Genomic DNA, 18,341 nt, shown 5'->3' with positions numbered 1-18,341 from the left:
ACGTTGACGGGCTCTGGGATTGCTTTCGGTCTTCGAGAGTTTGCCAAAGTTATGATCTTTTAGGGTGTCTGTTGGTATAGTCATGGTTCAATTATACTATATATTTTGGGTTTAGTATAAATTCACAAGTCTAGAATTTTTCTTAGATGAATATTAGGAACCTGAAGTTTGTCGTATTGTAATGCGTGTCAAACACTCCATTATGTTGGTGATGTTAATATAAATCTCGTAACCAAAATGATAGTTTTTTTATTCATACATCAATTAAAAAAGCCCAAAACCCTATATTTTATAGAGGGTTTTGGGCTTTTTTATGCTTATTAATTTACTTAGGTTATGTTGCCGATAGTTAGGTTTGGGCCCAGGTCAAAGTCTGTTTATCACATCTTCGGTTGATGCAATCTCGGCAACGCAAAATGAAAGGCTCGTTAGTGTAGCCCTCTGAATCTCTTCTGCACTCATGGCACCAGCACCAAGATCAGGGTGATCCATGGTTCCAGTAGCATCCGATACAAAAATGACTTTATAGTTCCTAAATTGTGCATCACGTGCTGTGGAATCACAGCACATGTTTGTGACAGTTCCCGTTATTATAAGGGTGTCGATCTCTCTGTTTTTGAGCTGCGTATCAAGGTCTGTGTTGTAGAAAGCACTGTAGCGGTGTTTTTTAATGAGAAGCTCACCGTCTTGAGGTGCGAGATCTGGATATATCTCGGTGCCATGGGTATTATCGACTAGAGCTTCCTGGCTATCGATAGGAGGCCAGAAACCCGACATCAATCCCATGTCGCTACGATCTTTCCCATGCACATGGGCTGTGTAAATTATAGTCGATCCTTTTTCTCTGCATACATTGATTAATTTCTTGATATTTGGTACGGCATCGGTAGCCATTGGTACACACATCGGTGCACCTGGTTTGACAAAATCGTTCTCCATATCAATAACAAGAAGGGCTACTTTTTTAGGATTGTTTATTTCAAATTTCATACTTGCTCTCTATTTAATGGTATGGTTGGGAAGTGTTATCGTTAAAGTGAAATTTGGGAATACACAATAAATTAAGATTGCCTAGTGCCTAGCTGTGCGATAATTTTTGCAGTTGCAACATTCGATATCTAATATGTTTGGGGTAAGAGTATTAACCATAACTCTAAGATTGGAGGAACGATCACTAGCGGCCTTAATATTTCTAAAACCCTCAGGAGCAGCCTGTCTAAGCTTTTATGGCTTTCCATGTTGTACTTTTTCAAAAATTCTTTATTTAGATTTTATTTCCTAAGTTTAAAGGTATTGCATAAAGCATAGCCAATACTGTAAAAGCATTTATTTATACCCAGAAGGTATAAATAAATGCTTTTAGCGTCAAGACAACCGAACTCTTAAATTTAGACTTAATTTTCTGTATAGGACTAGGGTCTGTTGAACATTCATAATTTCAGCCAGATATAAGCGCAAGCGAGAGTGACTGTATTCTCGTAACTTTGCTTGAGCTTATCAAATCTGGTGGCAACCGCCCTATACTGTTTCAGCTTAGCGAAAGCGTTTTCCACTAAGTGTCTGGTTTTGTATAAGTGCCAGTCCATATGGTTATTAGTGGACTTAGTGTTTCGTTTTCGAGGGATGTTATTGAAGCTCCCTGCTTGCTTAATGTATTCTCGTAGCGTTTTAGAATCATAGCCTTTATCGGCACATAGAATGTCTGTATCGCTTAAATCTATCTTATCAATTAAGTCTGGTGCTACCTTAACGTCATGAGTCGTGCCATCTGATAGAATAAAGGTGATGGGATTACCATGAGTATCCACCGCTAAGTGAATCTTGGTAGCACGACCTGTCACGCTTTTACTGATGGCCTGATCCGCTTCATTGCCACCACTACTGTGTTGGTGAGCTTTGATATGAGTACCTGAACTATGCTGAAGGAACCGTACAGGTAAACTTGGTAAACTAAGCATCATAACAGGAGCTTAACATGACTAAGAAAATGAGAATCTACAGCAGTGAATTCAAGGCCAAAGCTGTCAAGAAGATGGCAAACAACAACGGTAATATTTCAGCGACTGCAAAGCAGCTCGGCATAGCGATGCAAACCTTATCCAACTGGCACAATAAAGCCAATCAAGGCAAGCTTGCAGGAACTAAGCAGTATGATCCACAATTAATAAGCGCACTTGAAGAAATAAAGCACCTCAAACGACAGCTTAAAGTTGCTCAGGAGGAGCGTGAGATCCTAAAAAAGGCCACCGCGTACTTTGCAAAGCACAGTTAGTAAGGTACGCCTTTATTAGAGATAACCAGCATCTTTTTAGTATTATCCGCATGTGCCGTGTATTAAACGTGAAACCCTCAAGCTACTATGACTGGCTGAGTCGTGATATCAGTACGCAGCAAATACACCGCAATCAGTGTGAGTTGCTGGTTCGCGTGGCACATAGCGAGACCAAGCAGCGTTATGGCGTTGATCGTCTGCAAGCACACCTAAGCGAGCAAGGGCACGATATCAGCCAATACATGGTTAGAAGCATTAAAGAAGAACACGGCATCAAATGCCGTCGACACAAGCGCTTTAAAGTCACTACTGACTCCAATCACAACAAGCTGGTTTATCCAAACGTACTTGATCAGAAGTTTGATGCCAGTCGCCCTAATCAGGCATGGGTCAGTGACATCACCTATATTTGGACGAATGAGGGCTGGCTGTATTTAGCAGGCGTTAAAGACTTGTACACTAAAGAGCTGGTCGGCTACGCCATCAATAAGCGCATGACGGCTGATTTAGTTTGCAAGGCACTCAATATGGCAATCAAGAATAAAAGACCAAGTTCAGGGCTGATTATACATTCCGACAGAGGCAGTCAGTACTGTAGCCATGCGTACCACAAGATCATTGAGCAGCATCAGTTTAAAGGTTCAATGTCTGGGCGTGGCAACTGCTTTGACAATGCGCCCATAGAGAGTTTCTGGGGCGTACTGAAGAACGAGCTTGTGTATCACCAAGACTATAAAACAAGGTTTGAGGCTATCAGTGACATTATTATACCATTCACAAAAATTAGAGTAGCAAATAAAATGAGTGCAAGTACTACACATTGTAGACTAAACGAGTTTGACACGGCTAATCGTACTTTTTGGGTTTGGTATTAGATATATCGAGTTGTACTACAATCAGACTAGGATTCAAAAGGGTTTGGGCTATAAAACGCCAAGGCAGATGTGGTTTGATTTTTATCGTCAGGATGCGTAACTAAAATCTCCTAAGTTTAAGTCTACGGGATTGACGGCAGGGGTCAGTTCCAAGACTGTTTATAAAGAGATAGGTAGTAAGCGTTTTTTTGTTAATAAATAATGTGCAATCATACCAATACAAAGCCCCCAAAACACCGAGCTCAGCCCTAAAAATTGCATGCCAGATGCCGTAGCTAAAAAGGTTATTAACGCTGAGTCTCTTTGGGCGTCGTCTTTCATAGCAACTGTAATATTGGCAGAAATAGCGCCGATAAGAGCGAGACCTGCTAAAGCGGCGACTAGTTCCTTCGGTAGCAAGCTAAATACCATCACGATACTACTAGCAAATAAGCCACCTAATAAGTAGAAAATTCCATTAGCTACTCCTGCGATATAGCGTTTTTCTTTGAGTTCGTGAGCGTCTTTACCTGTACATAATGCTGCTGTAATAGCCGCCAATACGATGGTGATGCCACCGACACAAGCGACAGCTAAGGAAGCAATACTCGAAACGGCAACGATAGGTTTAGCAGGCGTGTCATACCCACTTAAATTCAAGATAGCCATACCGGGTAAGAATTGTCCTGTTAAGCTCACTAAAATAAGTGGAATAGCTAGGTTAAATGTTGAGTTCCATGACCATTCTGGCCAAATAACTATAGGTATTGTCATCGTAAGATTAATATCGACAGGATTCATCTTCCCAAGTAAGATACTTAAGACAACGCCGCACAATAACACCCAAATCATGGTGTAGCGTGGTGAGAAGCGTTTTGCGAATAGATAACAAGCCAGCATACTGAAAACGATAAACGGCATAGTATCAGTGGCGATAAATAATTCTAGACCAAATTGAAATAAGATACCTGCCATCATTCCAGCTGCAATACCGTTAGGAATCCATCTTAGAATTTTATCAAAATAGCCTGTCGCTCCGACAATAAAAATGACGATGGCCGAAATAATATAAGCAGCAACGGCCTCATTGATGCTCATTTGTGGAAATAGTGTGACTAACAATGCGGTGCCAGGTGCTGACCAAGCGGTAATTACAGGAGTTTTATACTTGATGGATAGATATATCCCAGGTATAGCTGCTCCTATAGAAACACCCCAAATCCAAGAAGCCATCATGGCATCTGAAACTTGTGCCGCTTGAGCTGCCTGAAAGAAGATAATTAAAGGACCAGCATAAGAGATTAGTACGGCTAAAAATCCTGCTACGGACGCTGAGACCGACCAGTCTTCTTTTAGAGTTTGGATTACGTTCGCCATATTGCCTCCATGCAAATTGGCATTACTGACTGGAATAGATCAATTACTCAGATTATGAGTTTTTTATAGATTTGGACTCATGAATTTATCCCTCGTCACCGCCACCGACAGGAATTGTACTACCAGTAATGTATGACGATTCATCTGAGGCGAGAAAGGTGATGGCATTTACTTGCTCATCTATGGTGCCGTATCGACCCATAAATGTACGATCTATGGTTTGATTTACTACCGCATCCATCCATGACTTTTCATCGTCAGTTAACGGTTTGTTATTACGAGGAATTTTTCTTGGTGGCGCTTCAGTACCACCGGTGGCTACAGCGTTAATTCTAATACCATCGCTTGCATATTCATAAGCTAATGATGCAGTCATTGCATTGACGCCACCTTTTGAAGTCGAGTAAGGAATGCGGTTTATACCGCGCGTAGCGACAGAAGACACATTAACGATCGTACCAGACTGTTGTTTGATCATTGCTGGAAGCACTGCACGGCAGCACCATAAAGTTGGAAATAAGGAACGGCTAATTTCTTTATTAATTTCTTCTTCAGAGAAGTTTACAAAAGGTTTCATCCATATTGCACCACCGACATTGTTAACTAGTATGTCAATACGTCCATAAGTATCAAGTGCTTTATTAATAGTGTCTTGTGCGCCTTGATAAGTTTCTAAGTCTACTTTTATATTTACTGCTTGTCCGCCATTAGCTTTTATTTCAGCGAGTACGTCTTCCACTAACAATGAGAAGTCTGCCAAGACCACTTGGCCACCTTCCGCAGCTAGGCGTAACGCTACACCACGCCCAATGCCTTGAGCAGCACCGGTCACGATACATACTTTATTTTCAAACCGCCTGTTCATCACTGTCTCCCAGAGAAATCCCTTTATTTACTATGTCTTCTTAGTTACACTATTTTTCACTAGGTATAAATTTCTCATAATAAAAATTACTAGGCTTTAGGCTACTACTATCTAACCAGTTACTAACTGCATCTACCATAGCTAAAGGACCACACAAATAGACATCAACATCTCCATTGTTAAGCCAGTCATTTTCTATATGGCTAGTAACATAACCTTTACGGCTATGATCGCTCTCATCGCTCGCTACACAAGTGTAATAGTTAAACCATTGATGATTTCTCTTAGCTTCTTCAAGTTTCTCAACTTCTACAAGATCGAAGTCATTTGTGACTCCGTAGACCATATTGATAGGATGATGTGCACCGGATATTTCTAAGCTTTTTAGCATAGATAGGAATGGTGCGATACCGGTGCCGCCAGCTAAAAATAAAGTAGGACGCACAACAGGCCTTAAATAAAAGCTACCAAACGGGCCTTCAAAGTCCATCTCTTGACCCACTTGTGCGATATCGGATAAGAAAGTGCTCATCTTACCGTTAGGTATGTTGCGGACGAGAAATTCTGCCTGTTTGGTGCTGGGGACAGAGCTAAAAGAATACGAGCGCGTCTCCTTAGTATCTGGAATATTAATATTGACATATTGTCCAGGCAAAAACACTAATGCATCAGGGTTATCGACTTCGACGCCAAAATGGATAGTAGACTCTGATAATACATTTAGTTGTCGTAGCTTGCCTTTGAATATAGACTTTCCAACCTTGCATGCTTCAGAGGAGCTTGGAACTTTAATTACGCAGTCGCTTTCAGGAATCATCTGACAGGTTAAAACGTAGCCTTCTTGAGCTTCTGCTTCAGTTAATGCCTCTTCGATGTACATATCAGGATGCATGTCATAGCTACCAGACTCACAATGACAACGGCAAGTACCGCAAGCACCATCGAGACAATCTACGGGGATGTTATATTTTTGGCGATAAGCGGACTCGGCAACGGTTTCGTTATCTTCACATTTAATAAATCCTGTGACACCGTCTTCGAACTGTAGAGCAATATTATATTCCATGAGAAATGTCCCTTTTCAACAAGTGGTTACTAGACGCAGTTATTAAACATTTTATTGAAAATAGCTACTAGGTTAGTCTAGGGAGGGGACTCATTAATAATGATTGTATTATCAATGAGCCTACTACAGACGCTGAGCTGTCTATAGTGGCTTATGAGTATGATAAGCAATGCGTAAAAACTAGACGTGATAAACATCCATGATTTGATGGACATAGTCATCTTTCAATACTACATACTTATCTAATATTTTTGGGCTTTCTTGGGTCATATCGATCTTGTATCTAGAGTATCCCCAATAAGTGTTGGTCTCCTGATAACGAAAGGATTTATTGATCCAGTTAAAACGAACTGTGATGATACCGTCATTATCCTCAAGTAATTCAATATTAGATAAGTTGTGTGTAGTACGTGTATCAGGTATGGTTGCTGAAGAGCGCTCGGTTTCGATACGAAATATACGGTCCTCAAGGCCACGGCGATCAGGATAATAAATGAGTGAGATTTCTCGTTGTGGGTCGTTTATCAGTTCACCATCATCATCCCAACTGGGCATCCAGAACGGGCAGTCTTCGTCATAGCAGGTTAACCACTCTTCCCAGTTTTTTTCATCAAGTAAGCGTGCTTCACGGTACAAAAATTGCCGTACGTCTTCAATACTAACGGTTGTATTTTTCATTATTGATATCCTTTTACGTTTGCTAGTCCTACAATAACGAGCAGGTTACTGGTTTGAATATCTTGGTTGATATTAGACCTCGCCATGCATCTGCTGTTCTTGCTCCATGGCTTTTTTCATTTCTTCATGCCAGTAGCGATGCTGTACGGTATATAACCCTTCGTCTTCGGTTTTGGCTCCACTTAATAAGGGTTTAAGGTCGATTGCTTTAGCGCCTTCATCAGCGCCTTCTATCCAATGCTCGGAACCACGGCACATATCGTTCCATTCAAGCTTGATACCATTAAATCCTTGTTGACACGAGCGGAATTCTTCTAGATCGTCTGGTGTCGCCATACCAGTAACGTTAAAAAAGTCTTCGTATTGACGGATACGGCGAGTACGTGCTTCATCGCTTTCACCCTTTGGTGCGATACACCAAATAGTGACTTCAGTTTTATCAACAGCTATAGGACGTAACATGCGTATTTGTGAGCTAAACTGATCCATAATATAAACGTTTGGATATAAGCATAAATTACGTGAGCGCCCGATCATCCAGTCGGCCATCGCTTCGCCATATTTAGCAACATAATCATCGCGATAAGCAAAGTTTGGACGATCCTGCGGGTTTTCCCATTGAGTCCATAACAACATGTGGCCATTTTCAAAAGAGTAGAAACCACCACCTTGACGACCCCACTTACCAGCGTTCATAGCTTTGATGTTATCTTCTTTAGCTGCCTCTTGCTCTTTACGGCGTGCGGTAGTAGCGGCATAGTTCCAATGCACTGCTGAAACGTGATAGCCATCGGCTCCATTTTCAGCTTGTAGTTTCCAGTTGCCATCATAGGTATAGGTTGAAGTGCCACGTAATACTTCTAAGCCTTCTGGTGATTGGTTGACAATCATGTCAATAATCTTAGTTGAGCCGCCAAGCCAGTCTTCGATAGGCTCGACATCGTCATTGAGACTAGCAAACAAGAAACCCTTATAATTAGCAAGTTTGACTTGTTTTAGGTCATGCGAGCCATCTTTGTTAAAAACTTCGGGATAACCAGCATTGCGTGGATCTTTAACTTTAAGTAATTTGCCTGAATTGTTATAAGTCCAACCGTGGAATGGGCATGTATAAGTGGCTTTGTTGCCTTTTTTATGGCGACAAAGTTGAGCACCGCGATGTGAACAGGCATTGATCATACAATGCAGCTCACCATCTTTATTACGAGCAACGATCACGGGCTGACGTCCAATGTATGAGGTATAATAATCGTTGTTATCAGGAACTTGAGTTTCATGAGCTAAATAAACCCAATTGCCCTCAAAAATGTGTTTCATCTCAAGCTCAAACAGCTCTTCGTTAGTAAAGGCACTGCGATGTAGACGATAAATTCCGTTTTCTTTATCTTCTTCTAAAAAACCATCAATAGTGAGATCTGATCCTTCAGGTACTAGGTTGATACGCTCGCTCATGGCTGTCTTCCTTGTATGGTAACGATATTAGAGTATTGAGCTTGATAAAACAGTTTTGTGTAATATCAAGCTTATTAATAATGAATATTTAATAAGGTCTAATACTTGTTAGCTATTAACCTTGTACGCGGCGACGTTCGACTTCACTGCCTTGAACTTTGGAGTTTGACTCATTTAAAAGTTGGAAGTCAAAGTTGATAGAAGCATAAGGCTTTCCTAGACCTTTCTCTTTTAAGTCCACTGCATCTTCTATCATAGTAATTTCAGGTACTAAGCCTTCACGGCTAGCAAAAGCAAAATCATCCCACAAGTATTTGTCGCCATCAATATTGATCTGCGTGGTGAGTTTACGTGTATCATCAGCACTTACAAAAAAGTGGATATGCGCAGGGCGATGACCATGACGTCCCAGTGCACCCAAAACTTTTTGAGTCATACCATTTGGCGGAACTGAGTAGCCTAGTGGTACGACACTACGGAATGCATAATTACCTTTTTCATCAGTAATGATGCTACGACGTAAGTTAAAGTGAGACTGAGACTCATCAAAGAAAGAGTAGTTGCCTAAACTGTTGGCGTGCCACACTTCAACCTTTGCATTGGGGAGCGGCTTGCCCTGTTGATCAGATACCGTACCTTGCATAAATAACACTGTACCTTGTTCATCTTCGCTGCCATCATCTAAACGTGCAAAAGCTTTTGATTCTGGAGCGCCTTCAACATATAGCGGTCCTTCAATAGTGCGTGGCGTTCCTCCTTCAAGGCCAGCCTCTTTCATATCTTCTTCTATCATTAAATCCATAAAGTGATCCAAACCAAGCCCAGGCGATAATAGACCTGCTTCTTTGCCTAAGTCACCAATGTATTCAACACCAGACCAATACTCGTCTGCAGTGATTTTTAAGTCATTGATAGTTTGCATAAGGTCAGTGACAATGCGCAAAGTGATGGCTTGTACACGTGGATTGACCGTTTCAGGAAAATCAATCTTGCCTTTGATAAACTGGTTGGCTAGCGCTTCAATTTGGGTACGTTCCATGTTACTCTCCTTGGTTTTCGAGGATATTCTCGTTGCTGGCAGTTAGTAGTTGTTAAATTATAAAAACTATTTTTTGACTAGTAACATTGCTTTTTCAGTATTAATGTTACTAGTCTTATCTTATCTTGTTAATTCATTCTTAATCAATATTTTAGGACTCAAATATATTTTTTGATCCACGTAAGTCTTAGCCATCGTCATCATGAACAGACGATGGATGACGTAATAGCGGTGTCACCTCAACGTTCATATAAGGATATAGTGGTAGGGACATCAGTATGTCATGTAGTTCTTCATTACTGTCTACATCGAATATACTAAAGTTAGAATACTGGCCTGCTACCCGCCAAATATGACGCCACTTGCCTTGCTCTTGCAGTTTTAAGGACAGTGCTTTTTCTGTGGCTTTGAGCTCACTGACTTTATCAGCATTCATATCTATCGGTAATAAAACATCCATTCGCACGTGGTATAACATTGTTTCTTCCTCGTTGTTTATTATCTTATAAAAAGAACATATATTTATAGATTATAGCCTCGCTAACATATTGATATAACTATTAAAGTGTCTCAGCTTGGGAGTCAGTATCATATTTTCTTGACGGCGAAGCTTTTGGTAGGCTTAGGTCAGTATGTTCTGCATAGTAATAAACCCTCTCTTTATCAACTTCTATTCCTAATCCTGCGCCCGTTGGAACTTCTAGACCAAAGTTATTATAGTTAAGAGGACGCGCTAAAATATCTTCAGTCAATAGCAATGGCCCGAACAATTCAGTATCAAAACTTAAACTTGGATAAGTCGAAAATACATGAGCTGATGCCGCTGTGCCGATAGGACCTTCTAACATCGTACCACCATACAGCTCTATTCCTGCTAAATGCGCCATTTGTCCAATTAAACAAGCAGCTTTTAATCCACCTGCTTGATTAATTTTTACTGCGAAGACATCAGCACAGTGTGCAGCTGCTAAATGAAATGCGTTTTGTGGGTCTTGAACGATTTCATCAGCCATGATCGCCACATTGAAATGCTCTTTTAAGCGTTTTAGCCCGGTTGGATTGCGCATTGAAATAGGTTGTTCTATTAAGTCAACACCGCCGGCTTGTAATAGGCTGATACCTTTCATAGCCTCAAGCTCTGTCCATGCCTGATTAACATCGACGGTAATGCGATAATTGGTTAGCGCTCGTTTGATAGTTAACACATGATCGATATCATTTTGTATTGGATCACTACCAATTTTCAGCTTAAAGACACGATGGCGTTTTTGTTCTATCATTTGCTTGGCTTCAGCGATGTCAGTATCGGTATCCCCGCTAGCAAGTGTCCATGCTACCTCAATATGATCGCGTACACGGCCACCTAATAGCTCGCTAATCGGGATTCCGAGACGCTTACCCTCAATATCAAGAAGAGCGGTTTCAATCGCACATTTGGCAAAGCGATTACCGTTAATATGTTTGTTCAGAAGCTGCATTGCTCTAGCAGTTGAGGAAGGGTGTTCTTTTAGTAACAGAGGGGTAAAATAGGTATCAATATTTGTTTTTATGCTATGAGGACTTTCCTCTGCGTAGCTTAGTCCACCTATCGTGGTTGCTTCGCCCCAGCCTTCATAACCATCTTCGGTTTGAATATGCACTAATACTAGCACCTGCTCGTTCATGACCGTACATGCCAATTTGTGTGTTCGAATAGTCGGTATCGGTACTAGGAGCGTATTAATTGAACGAATCATGGCTATCCTTAATTGATCAGTAGTAATTCCTTATCCTTGACAATAACTATAGATACTAAATATAAGTATGTCTAAGACCCATTTAGTCTATTATCGATACCTTTTAGGTATTTATCAGTTCGGTCTTAAGTATGTTATGTTTATGTGGGTATTAACCTCATAAGTAGGCTGTTAATTCCTCTCAATTGCCAAAAGGTACTGCAAAAGAAGGTTGATAGGTTGTAAGTACAACTATAGTTGCTAAGCATACGAAAAGGTATCATGTTCATAGAACGCAAAAAGCTTTAAGTAGCAAATAAAGATCTATTGTACATATGTTTCTACGTATATTAAGATACTAAAAAAACAGCTATTAGCTCATTCAAGGAAGATAAAGCAAATGGAACTTAGGCATTTACGCTACTTTGTAGCGGTAGCAGAGGAAAAAAGCTTTAACAAGGCTGCTAAACGCTTATATATTTCACAACCTCCACTGAGTCGACAAATAAAACAATTGGAAGATGAAATAGGGGTAACCTTAATTGATAGGGAACATCGACCTCTAAAGCTCACTGAAGCTGGTGATTTCTTCTATGAACATGCCATTCAAATACTAGCAAAGTCTGATAAATTACGTGCTATGACGGTGCGAAAAGGTAGTTTTGATAGCTCGATATCTATAGGCTTTGTACCCTCCATATTATACGGTTTATTACCAAAAATTATTTCGTGCTTTCGAGAGGTATATCCAAATATAGAAATTAAGCTACAGGAGCTTAATTCATGGCAGCAAACTCAGGCACTTACAGATGGTAAAATAGATGTTGGTTTTGGTAGATTGTTATTTGAAGATGCTTCTATTAGGCGGATATTGCTGAGAGAAGAAAGTTTGGTAGTCGCTATACCAAAAAACCATTATTTGGCACAGGAGGGATTAGCAACCATTAATCTTATGGATTTAGCTAACGAAAATTTATTGCTATATCCCACTGGACCTCGCCCTAGTTTTATTGATTACGTATTAGAACTATTTGAGAGCCGTAACTTAAAGGCTAACTACTTTGCTGAAGTACGCGAGTTACATATAGCGTTAGGTCTAGTAGCTGCTGGTGAAGGATTAACTATTGTGCCTAAAACTTTAGAGCATTTGCGTAGTCAAGAAGTGAATTATATTCCATTTGAAGATGGTTTGTTAACATCACCTATTATTATGAGTGTTAGGCATTTTGATAAGTCCGATCTTTTAAAGACGTTATTAGAAGTTACCTATCAATTTTATGATAAAGAAGGGTTTGATTATAAGCGTGAGTACATATAGATAATTTTTAAAAGATAAATATGAATAGTCTCCGACATAGTTGAGGCAGTTCATGGTGTGTTAATCTAAGATTTAAAATGATGTAATAAGAACATTAATGAATGGCCTAAATAAATTCTAAGGAATAACTATGTCAATATTAACAAAAGAAATTTGGGATCAAAAGCTTTTCAATGGTACATGGCAACCAACTGAATCTACCTATCGTGTGATTGAAGTTGCAACAGGTCAATTGTTAGGTGAAATTGGCTATGCATCTGCCAAGCATGTTGTTGATGCGGCACAACAAGCAAAGGTTGCACAGAAAAATTGGTGGGCTTTGAGCTATCAAGAACGTCAAGCTGTATTTGAAAAAGCGGTTTTACTTTTAACTGAAAATCAAGCAGAAGTGATTGATTGGTTAGTAAAAGAGAGTGGATCGTTACAGCTTAAAGCAAGCTTTGAAGTCAGCATTACGCTTCAAGTACTCAAAAATTGTGTTGGTTTACCTGCTGCTGACCAAGGGACACTATTACCTACTCAGGCAGGTAAGTTGAGCATTGCTAAACGCATACCTTTAGGTGTGGTTGGTGTAATTTCACCATTCAACTTTCCTTTATATCTAGCGTTACGTGCCGTTGCACCTGCATTAGCATTAGGTAATGCTGTCGTACTTAAACCTGATGAGAGAACAGCTGTGTGCAGTGGCTACGTCATTGCACGTCTTTTTGAGTTAGCTGGTTTACCTGAAGGGCTTTTACATGTATTGCCAGGTGGGGCAGAGGTTGGTGAAGCACTGACGTTAGATAAAAATATTGCTAGCATTCAATTCACGGGATCAACAGATGTTGGGCGTATCGTTGGGGCGAATGCTGCTAAAACATTAAAAAAAGTCTCACTAGAACTTGGGGGTAAAAACTCACTAATAATCTTAGGTGATGCTGATATTGAGTTAGCTGCAGAAAATATTGCATGGGGTGCATTTTTACATTCAGGGCAAATTTGTATGACATCAGGGAAAATTCTAATTCATGAAAGTATTTATGATCAAGTAAAACACTGTGTCATCGAAAAAGTTAAAAACTTTGTAGTTGGTAATCCTTGTGAAAGTAACGTTACGATTGGACCACTCATTAATGCTAAGCAAGTCCAACGAGTGGAAAATTTGGTTAACGATGCAGTCACACACGGTGCTAAACTCGAGATTGGTGGGCAGGCCAACGGTGTATTCTTTGAGCCGACTGTGCTTTCGAATGTTACTGCTGATAACCCTATTTTCAGTCAAGAAATTTTTGGTCCAGTTGCTGTTTTAATTCCTTTTAATACAGATGATCAGGCTGTTGAGTTAGCCAATGAAGGAAACTATGGACTATCTGCAGGCATTATTACGTCAAATGTTGGCCGAGGAATGCACATCGGACAACAATTAAATGTTGGTTTATTACATATCAATGATCAAACCGTCAATGATGAAACCGTGAATCCATTTGGTGGATTCGGTGCTTCAGGAAACGGAACACGTATTGGCGGTCCTGCAAATGCAGATGAGTTTACTCAATGGCAATGGATGACCGTTCAAGCACAAGCGCCACATTATCCTTTTTAATAAATTTAACCACTAATTACAGGATGTAATAGTATGAATGAGACCAAAGATATAATAGCAGCAGTAACTGCATGTGAAGGTGCTGATTTTGAATTACAGCCCTTGAGAATACGCTTACCTCAAGATGATGAAGTACTGGTTAAAGTGGTTGCAACGGGAATGTGTCATACCGATTTAATTGTACGTGATCAATATTATCCAGTACCACTTCCAGCCGTACTCGGACATGAAGGATCAGGAGTCATTGAAGCAGTAGGGCCAAATGTCACTGACTTGCAGGTCGGAGATCACGTTGTTCTAACTTATGGTTATTGTGGAAAATGTGCACAATGTAATACTGGAAATCCTGCTTATTGTTCAGAGTTTTTTGGACGAAATTTCAGTGGAGCTGATTCAGAAGGGAATAACGCAATTTGTACACATGATCACCAACCCGTTCATGATCACTTTTTTGCCCAGTCTTCTTTTGCAACCCATGCTTTAAGTCGTGAGAATAATACAGTTAGAGTTACTAAAGATGTTGCGCTCGAATTATTAGGGCCCTTAGGTTGTGGTATTCAAACAGGAGCTGGCGCATGCATAAATGCACTGAAAGTAACTCCAGCAAGTAGCTTTGTGACATGGGGTGCGGGTGCAGTTGGTTTAAGTGCGCTACTTGCAGCAAAATTGTGTGGAGCATCAATTATTATTGCAGTTGACATTATTGAATCTCGTTTAGAGCTTGCCCGACAATTGGGTGCCACACATGTAATTAACAGTAAAACACAAGATCCTGTAGCTGCAATCAAAGAAATTACTGGTGGTGGTACTAATTTTTCTTTGGAATCTACAGGACGTCCTGAAATTTTAAAGTTAGGTGTGGATTCACTTGGGATTTTAGGCAAAATAGCAGTGGTCGGTGCACCAGCACTAGGAACAAATGCTGAGTTTGATGTCAATGACTTGCTACTCGGAGGCAAAACCATTGTTGGGGTTGTCGAAGGAAGTAGTTCACCTAAGAAATTTATTCCTGAATTGGTCACACTATATCAGCAAGGTAAGTTCCCTTTCGACAAACTGGTTAAGTTCTATGAGTTTAAAGATATTAACCAAGCAGCGACAGATAGTCAGGAAGGTATCACTTTAAAACCAATTATTAGAATCGCTTAATGTAAGTATATATAGTTACACTTAGCTATATCCTAAAACCTTAATATTAACAGAGCCATAATATATTTCCATAAAAACCCTAAAAGCATTGAGTATCGATGATTTTAGGGTTTTTTAGTGCTTAAGAAATATTGAGCCCATCCCAAATTCTGTGTAACTACCATTTAGATTAAATGCTTGTTTACACGGTCATCAAAGATTATATAAATGAGCCTGACTATTTATATTATCTTTGACAAAATTAATAACACGTTGCTCAGTAATACCGTTTATTGCGAATATGTCATGGCTTCTCATGCTATGAATATAACTGTATAGTCAAAAAACCAAAAAAGAACTACAATACCTAAATGACATACTCAACTGATTTTCGACAACTTATACTAAGCAAGATTGCAGCAGGGCAAACGGTACGCTGCGTTGCCCAAGACTTTAACATTAGCACTAAAACAGTCCAAGACTGGAAAAAGGGTGTTCCAAAGAAGCCTTACTATCGAAAACCCACCAAGATTGATGATGAGGCATTAAGACAGGACGTTGCTACCTATCCAGATGCTTATCAATATGAAAGAGCACAGCGTTTTAACTGCACAGCAAGAGGCATAGGCAAAGCGCTCAAGCGCATCAACATTACTCAAAAAAAAGACACTCAAACACCCGAAAGCTGATGAGGAAAAACGGCAACAGTTCAACGATTGAGCTATGCTGAAGAAACCGTAGAGGTAAACTTGGTAAACTAACAACTTAATGATGAGTTTACCATGACCAAGAAAATCAGAACCTATAGCACAGAATTTAAAGCAGAAGCCGTTAAGAAGATAGCGGACAACAACGGTAATACTTCAGCTACAGCAAAGCAGCTCGGCATAGCGATGCAAACCTTATCCAACTGGCACAATAAAGCCAATCAAGGCAAGCTTGTCGGCACCAAGCAATATGCTCCTGAGCTTATGGTCATCATAGAAGAGAATAAACGTTTAAAGCGACAGCTTAAAGTTGCCGAGGAGGAGCGCGAGATACTAAAAAAGGCCACGGCGTACTTTGCAAAGCACCGCCAGTGAAGTACGCTTTTATTAAAGGTCACCAGCAGATCTTCAGCATTGCCCGTATGCGCCATGTATTAAGCGTTAAGCCATTAAGCTACTATGTTTGGCTAAGTCGTGATATCAGTGATTAGTAGATTCATCGCAACCAGTGTGAGCTTCTGGTTCGTGTGGCTCATACTGAGACCAAGCAGTGCTATGGCATAGATCGTCTACATGCTCATTTAAGCGAGCAAGGCCATCATATCAGCCAATACATGGTCAGAAATATCAAAGAGGAACATGACATCAAATGCCTTCGCCATAAACGCTTTAAAGTTACTACTGACTCCGATCACAACAAGCTGGTTTATCCAAACGTACTTAATCAAAATTTTGATACCAGTCGCTCTAACCTTGCGAAGCAGTGCTTCTCAGGGTCAGTGGCATCACCTATATTTGGACGAATGAGAGCTGGTTGTACTTAGCAGGTGTTAAAGACTTGTACATTAAAGAGCTTGTCGGCTACGCCATCAATAAGTGCATGACGGCTGATTTAGTTTGCAAAGCACTCAATATGGCGATTAAGAACAAAAGACCAAGCATAGGGCTGATTGTTCATTCTGACAGAGGTAGTCAGTACTGTAGTCATGCGTACCATAAGATCACCACACAGCATAAGTTTAAGGGCTCAATGAGTGGCAAAGGTAATTGTTACGACAATGCTCCAATAGAGAGCTTCTCGGGTGAGGAGCACTGCTCCGCAAGGAAGAATGAGTTGGTGTACTACCAGGACTATAAAACAAGATTTTCAGCCATCAGTGACATTATTGGATACATTAAGCTATATTACAATCAGACTAGGATTCAAAAGGGTTTGGGATACAGATCGCCAAGACATGTGTGGCTTGACTTTTACCGTCAGGCTGCGTAACTAAAATCTCCCAAGTTTGTTTGTACGGATTCGACGGCAGGGGTCAGGTTAGTCATTGCTTATTCTCCTGTTGTTGGATTATAAGCAGTTACACAGTTTTTAGGAAAGTCTCGTTTGAATTATCAGCTTGAGAAAATTTAGATGATTGTCTTATGCAAAAATTTTTAAATTAGGGTCTGTTGAACATTGGGAATAAAATGATGGCAAAAAAATAGCGAAGCAGTAACCTTTGAGTTCTCACACAACAAAGATACCGTTCGCTATGCCTCGCACTATGCTCAAAGATGAACATTGGACAAGACTAAGACCTATATTACTAGAACTTAATATCTATGACAAAGGAAATCTTAGGAATACGGTTGAAGGCGTGCTGTACCGGATGCGTGTTGGCTGTCCTTGGCGTGATTTGCCCGCTTACTTTGGCAAGCCTAATACGGTCTACAAAGCTTATCAGCGTTGGTTTCGCAGCAATAAGTTAATTCAACTGTTTGCTTTGCTAATCAAAGATTCAGACCTTGAGTGGGTGTTTATAGATGGGACTCATATCAAAGCGCATCAGCACAGTAGTGGTGGCAATGAAGCGGATCAGGCCATCAGTAAAAGCGTGACAGGTTGTGCTACCAAGATTCACTTAGCGGTGGATACTCATGGTAATCCCATCACCTTTATTCTATCAGATGGCACGACTCATGACGTTAAGGTAGCACCAGACTTAATTGATAAGATAGATTTAAGCGATACAGACATTCTATGTGCCGATAAAGGCTATGATTCTAAAACGCTACGAGAATACATTAAGCAAGCAGGGAGCTTCAATAACATCCCTCGAAAACGAAACACTAAGTCCACTAATAACCATATGGACTGGCACTTATACAAAACCAGACACTTAGTGGAAAACGCTTTCGCTAAGCTAAAACAGTATAGGGCGGTTGCCACCAGATTTGATAAGCTAAAGCAGAGTTACGAGAATACAGTCGCTCTCGCTTGCGCTTATATCTGGCTGAAATTATGA

14 protein-coding genes and 3 pseudogenes are annotated in these 18,341 nt (G+C 40.3%); 7 read left to right on the top strand and 10 right to left on the bottom strand.

Annotated elements, in window-relative coordinates; genetic code table 11:
- Positions 1-366: 366 nt before the first annotated feature.
- Positions 367-990: an isochorismatase family cysteine hydrolase gene (locus RCH20_RS11485; RefSeq protein WP_327193686.1), complete on the bottom strand. Its 624-nt coding sequence runs from the start codon at positions 988-990 to the stop codon at positions 367-369.
- 440 nt (positions 991-1,430) lie between these two features.
- Positions 1,431-1,910, bottom strand: a pseudogene (locus RCH20_RS11480) (IS5 family transposase); the annotation flags it as partial.
- Between the two features lie 65 nt (positions 1,911-1,975).
- On the opposite strand from RCH20_RS11480, the pseudogene RCH20_RS11475 reads away from it, so the two are divergent.
- Positions 1,976-3,036: pseudogene (locus RCH20_RS11475) on the top strand (IS3 family transposase); the annotation flags it as partial.
- Positions 3,037-3,306: 270 nt separating this feature from the next.
- Here RCH20_RS11475 and benE read toward each other — a convergent pair.
- The 8 genes from benE to RCH20_RS11435 all read right to left on the bottom strand — a co-directional run bounded on the left by benE (position 3,307) and on the right by RCH20_RS11435 (position 11,339).
- Complete coding sequence (gene benE, locus RCH20_RS11470; RefSeq protein WP_327193685.1) at positions 3,307-4,503, bottom strand: benzoate/H(+) symporter BenE; 1,197 nt, start codon at positions 4,501-4,503, stop codon at positions 3,307-3,309.
- An 85-nt stretch (positions 4,504-4,588) separates the two neighbouring features.
- Entirely contained in the window at positions 4,589-5,371 is a 783-nt protein-coding gene (locus tag RCH20_RS11465) for a 1,6-dihydroxycyclohexa-2,4-diene-1-carboxylate dehydrogenase (protein WP_327193684.1), read from the bottom strand.
- 46 nt (positions 5,372-5,417) lie between these two features.
- Positions 5,418-6,434, bottom strand: a complete 1,017-nt coding sequence (gene benC / locus RCH20_RS11460) for a benzoate 1,2-dioxygenase electron transfer component BenC (protein ID WP_327193683.1) — start codon at positions 6,432-6,434, stop codon at positions 5,418-5,420.
- Between the two features lie 180 nt (positions 6,435-6,614).
- On the bottom strand, positions 6,615-7,112 hold the full coding sequence (gene benB, locus RCH20_RS11455; protein WP_327193682.1) for a benzoate 1,2-dioxygenase small subunit: 498 nt from the start codon (positions 7,110-7,112) through the stop codon (positions 6,615-6,617).
- 72 nt (positions 7,113-7,184) lie between these two features.
- Positions 7,185-8,564, bottom strand: a complete 1,380-nt coding sequence (gene benA / locus RCH20_RS11450; protein ID WP_327193681.1) for a benzoate 1,2-dioxygenase large subunit — start codon at positions 8,562-8,564, stop codon at positions 7,185-7,187.
- A gap of 115 nt (positions 8,565-8,679) precedes the next feature.
- Positions 8,680-9,603 carry a catechol 1,2-dioxygenase gene (catA, locus tag RCH20_RS11445; protein ID WP_327193680.1) on the bottom strand — a complete coding sequence of 308 codons (924 nt, stop codon included), beginning with the start codon at positions 9,601-9,603 and terminating at the stop codon, positions 8,680-8,682.
- 187 nt (positions 9,604-9,790) lie between these two features.
- The gene (gene catC, locus RCH20_RS11440) at positions 9,791-10,081 is read right to left on the bottom strand and encodes a muconolactone Delta-isomerase (RefSeq protein WP_327193679.1); all 291 of its coding nucleotides are present in this window, start codon (positions 10,079-10,081) and stop codon (positions 9,791-9,793) included.
- 82 nt (positions 10,082-10,163) lie between these two features.
- Positions 10,164-11,339, bottom strand: coding sequence for a muconate/chloromuconate family cycloisomerase (locus tag RCH20_RS11435; RefSeq protein ID WP_327193678.1), 1,176 nt, complete (start codon positions 11,337-11,339; stop codon positions 10,164-10,166).
- Positions 11,340-11,718: 379 nt separating this feature from the next.
- Here RCH20_RS11435 and RCH20_RS11430 point away from each other — a divergent pair, with 379 nt between their 5' ends.
- The 6 genes and pseudogenes from RCH20_RS11430 (at position 11,719) to RCH20_RS11405 (ending at position 18,341) form a co-directional block, all read left to right on the top strand.
- Positions 11,719-12,636: a LysR family transcriptional regulator gene (locus RCH20_RS11430; RefSeq protein ID WP_327193677.1), complete on the top strand. Its 918-nt coding sequence runs from the start codon at positions 11,719-11,721 to the stop codon at positions 12,634-12,636.
- Positions 12,637-12,766: 130 nt separating this feature from the next.
- A complete protein-coding gene (locus RCH20_RS11425; protein ID WP_327193676.1) occupies positions 12,767-14,221 on the top strand; it encodes a benzaldehyde dehydrogenase in 1,455 nt (484 codons plus the stop codon).
- Positions 14,222-14,254: 33 nt separating this feature from the next.
- Positions 14,255-15,370, top strand: a complete 1,116-nt coding sequence (locus RCH20_RS11420; RefSeq protein ID WP_327193675.1) for an NAD(P)-dependent alcohol dehydrogenase — start codon at positions 14,255-14,257, stop codon at positions 15,368-15,370.
- Positions 15,371-15,720: 350 nt separating this feature from the next.
- Positions 15,721-16,038, top strand: a complete 318-nt coding sequence (locus tag RCH20_RS11415) for an IS630 transposase-related protein (RefSeq protein WP_327193674.1) — start codon at positions 15,721-15,723, stop codon at positions 16,036-16,038.
- A 93-nt stretch (positions 16,039-16,131) separates the two neighbouring features.
- Positions 16,132-17,326, top strand: a pseudogene (locus RCH20_RS11410) (IS3 family transposase).
- A gap of 262 nt (positions 17,327-17,588) precedes the next feature.
- A complete protein-coding gene (locus tag RCH20_RS11405) occupies positions 17,589-18,341 on the top strand; it encodes an IS5 family transposase (protein ID WP_327193673.1) in 753 nt (250 codons plus the stop codon).

It is taken from the genome of Psychrobacter sp. PL15 (assembly GCF_035984995.1).
GTDB lineage: Bacteria > Pseudomonadota > Gammaproteobacteria > Pseudomonadales > Moraxellaceae > Psychrobacter.
The sequence above is the reverse complement of the archived record's forward strand: the minus strand, read 5'-3'. Positions and strand labels throughout refer to the sequence as shown.

Excerpts from the sequence above, each read along its gene's own strand:
- RCH20_RS11485 (WP_327193686.1), bottom strand. The coding sequence starts at position 990 with ATGAAATTTGAAATAAACAATCCTAAAAAAGTAGCCCTTCTTGTTATT.
- benE (WP_327193685.1), bottom strand. The coding sequence starts at position 4,503 with ATGGCGAACGTAATCCAAACTCTAAAAGAAGACTGGTCGGTCTCAGCG.
- benC (WP_327193683.1), bottom strand. The coding sequence starts at position 6,434 with ATGGAATATAATATTGCTCTACAGTTCGAAGACGGTGTCACAGGATTT.
- benB (WP_327193682.1), bottom strand. The coding sequence starts at position 7,112 with ATGAAAAATACAACCGTTAGTATTGAAGACGTACGGCAATTTTTGTAC.
- benA (WP_327193681.1), bottom strand. The coding sequence starts at position 8,564 with ATGAGCGAGCGTATCAACCTAGTACCTGAAGGATCAGATCTCACTATT.
- catA (WP_327193680.1), bottom strand. The coding sequence starts at position 9,603 with ATGGAACGTACCCAAATTGAAGCGCTAGCCAACCAGTTTATCAAAGGC.
- catC (WP_327193679.1), bottom strand. The coding sequence starts at position 10,081 with ATGTTATACCACGTGCGAATGGATGTTTTATTACCGATAGATATGAAT.
- RCH20_RS11435 (WP_327193678.1), bottom strand. The coding sequence starts at position 11,339 with ATGATTCGTTCAATTAATACGCTCCTAGTACCGATACCGACTATTCGA.
- RCH20_RS11430 (WP_327193677.1), top strand. The coding sequence starts at position 11,719 with ATGGAACTTAGGCATTTACGCTACTTTGTAGCGGTAGCAGAGGAAAAA.
- RCH20_RS11425 (WP_327193676.1), top strand. The coding sequence starts at position 12,767 with ATGTCAATATTAACAAAAGAAATTTGGGATCAAAAGCTTTTCAATGGT.
- RCH20_RS11420 (WP_327193675.1), top strand. The coding sequence starts at position 14,255 with ATGAATGAGACCAAAGATATAATAGCAGCAGTAACTGCATGTGAAGGT.
- RCH20_RS11415 (WP_327193674.1), top strand. The coding sequence starts at position 15,721 with ATGACATACTCAACTGATTTTCGACAACTTATACTAAGCAAGATTGCA.
- RCH20_RS11405 (WP_327193673.1), top strand. The coding sequence starts at position 17,589 with ATGCCTCGCACTATGCTCAAAGATGAACATTGGACAAGACTAAGACCT.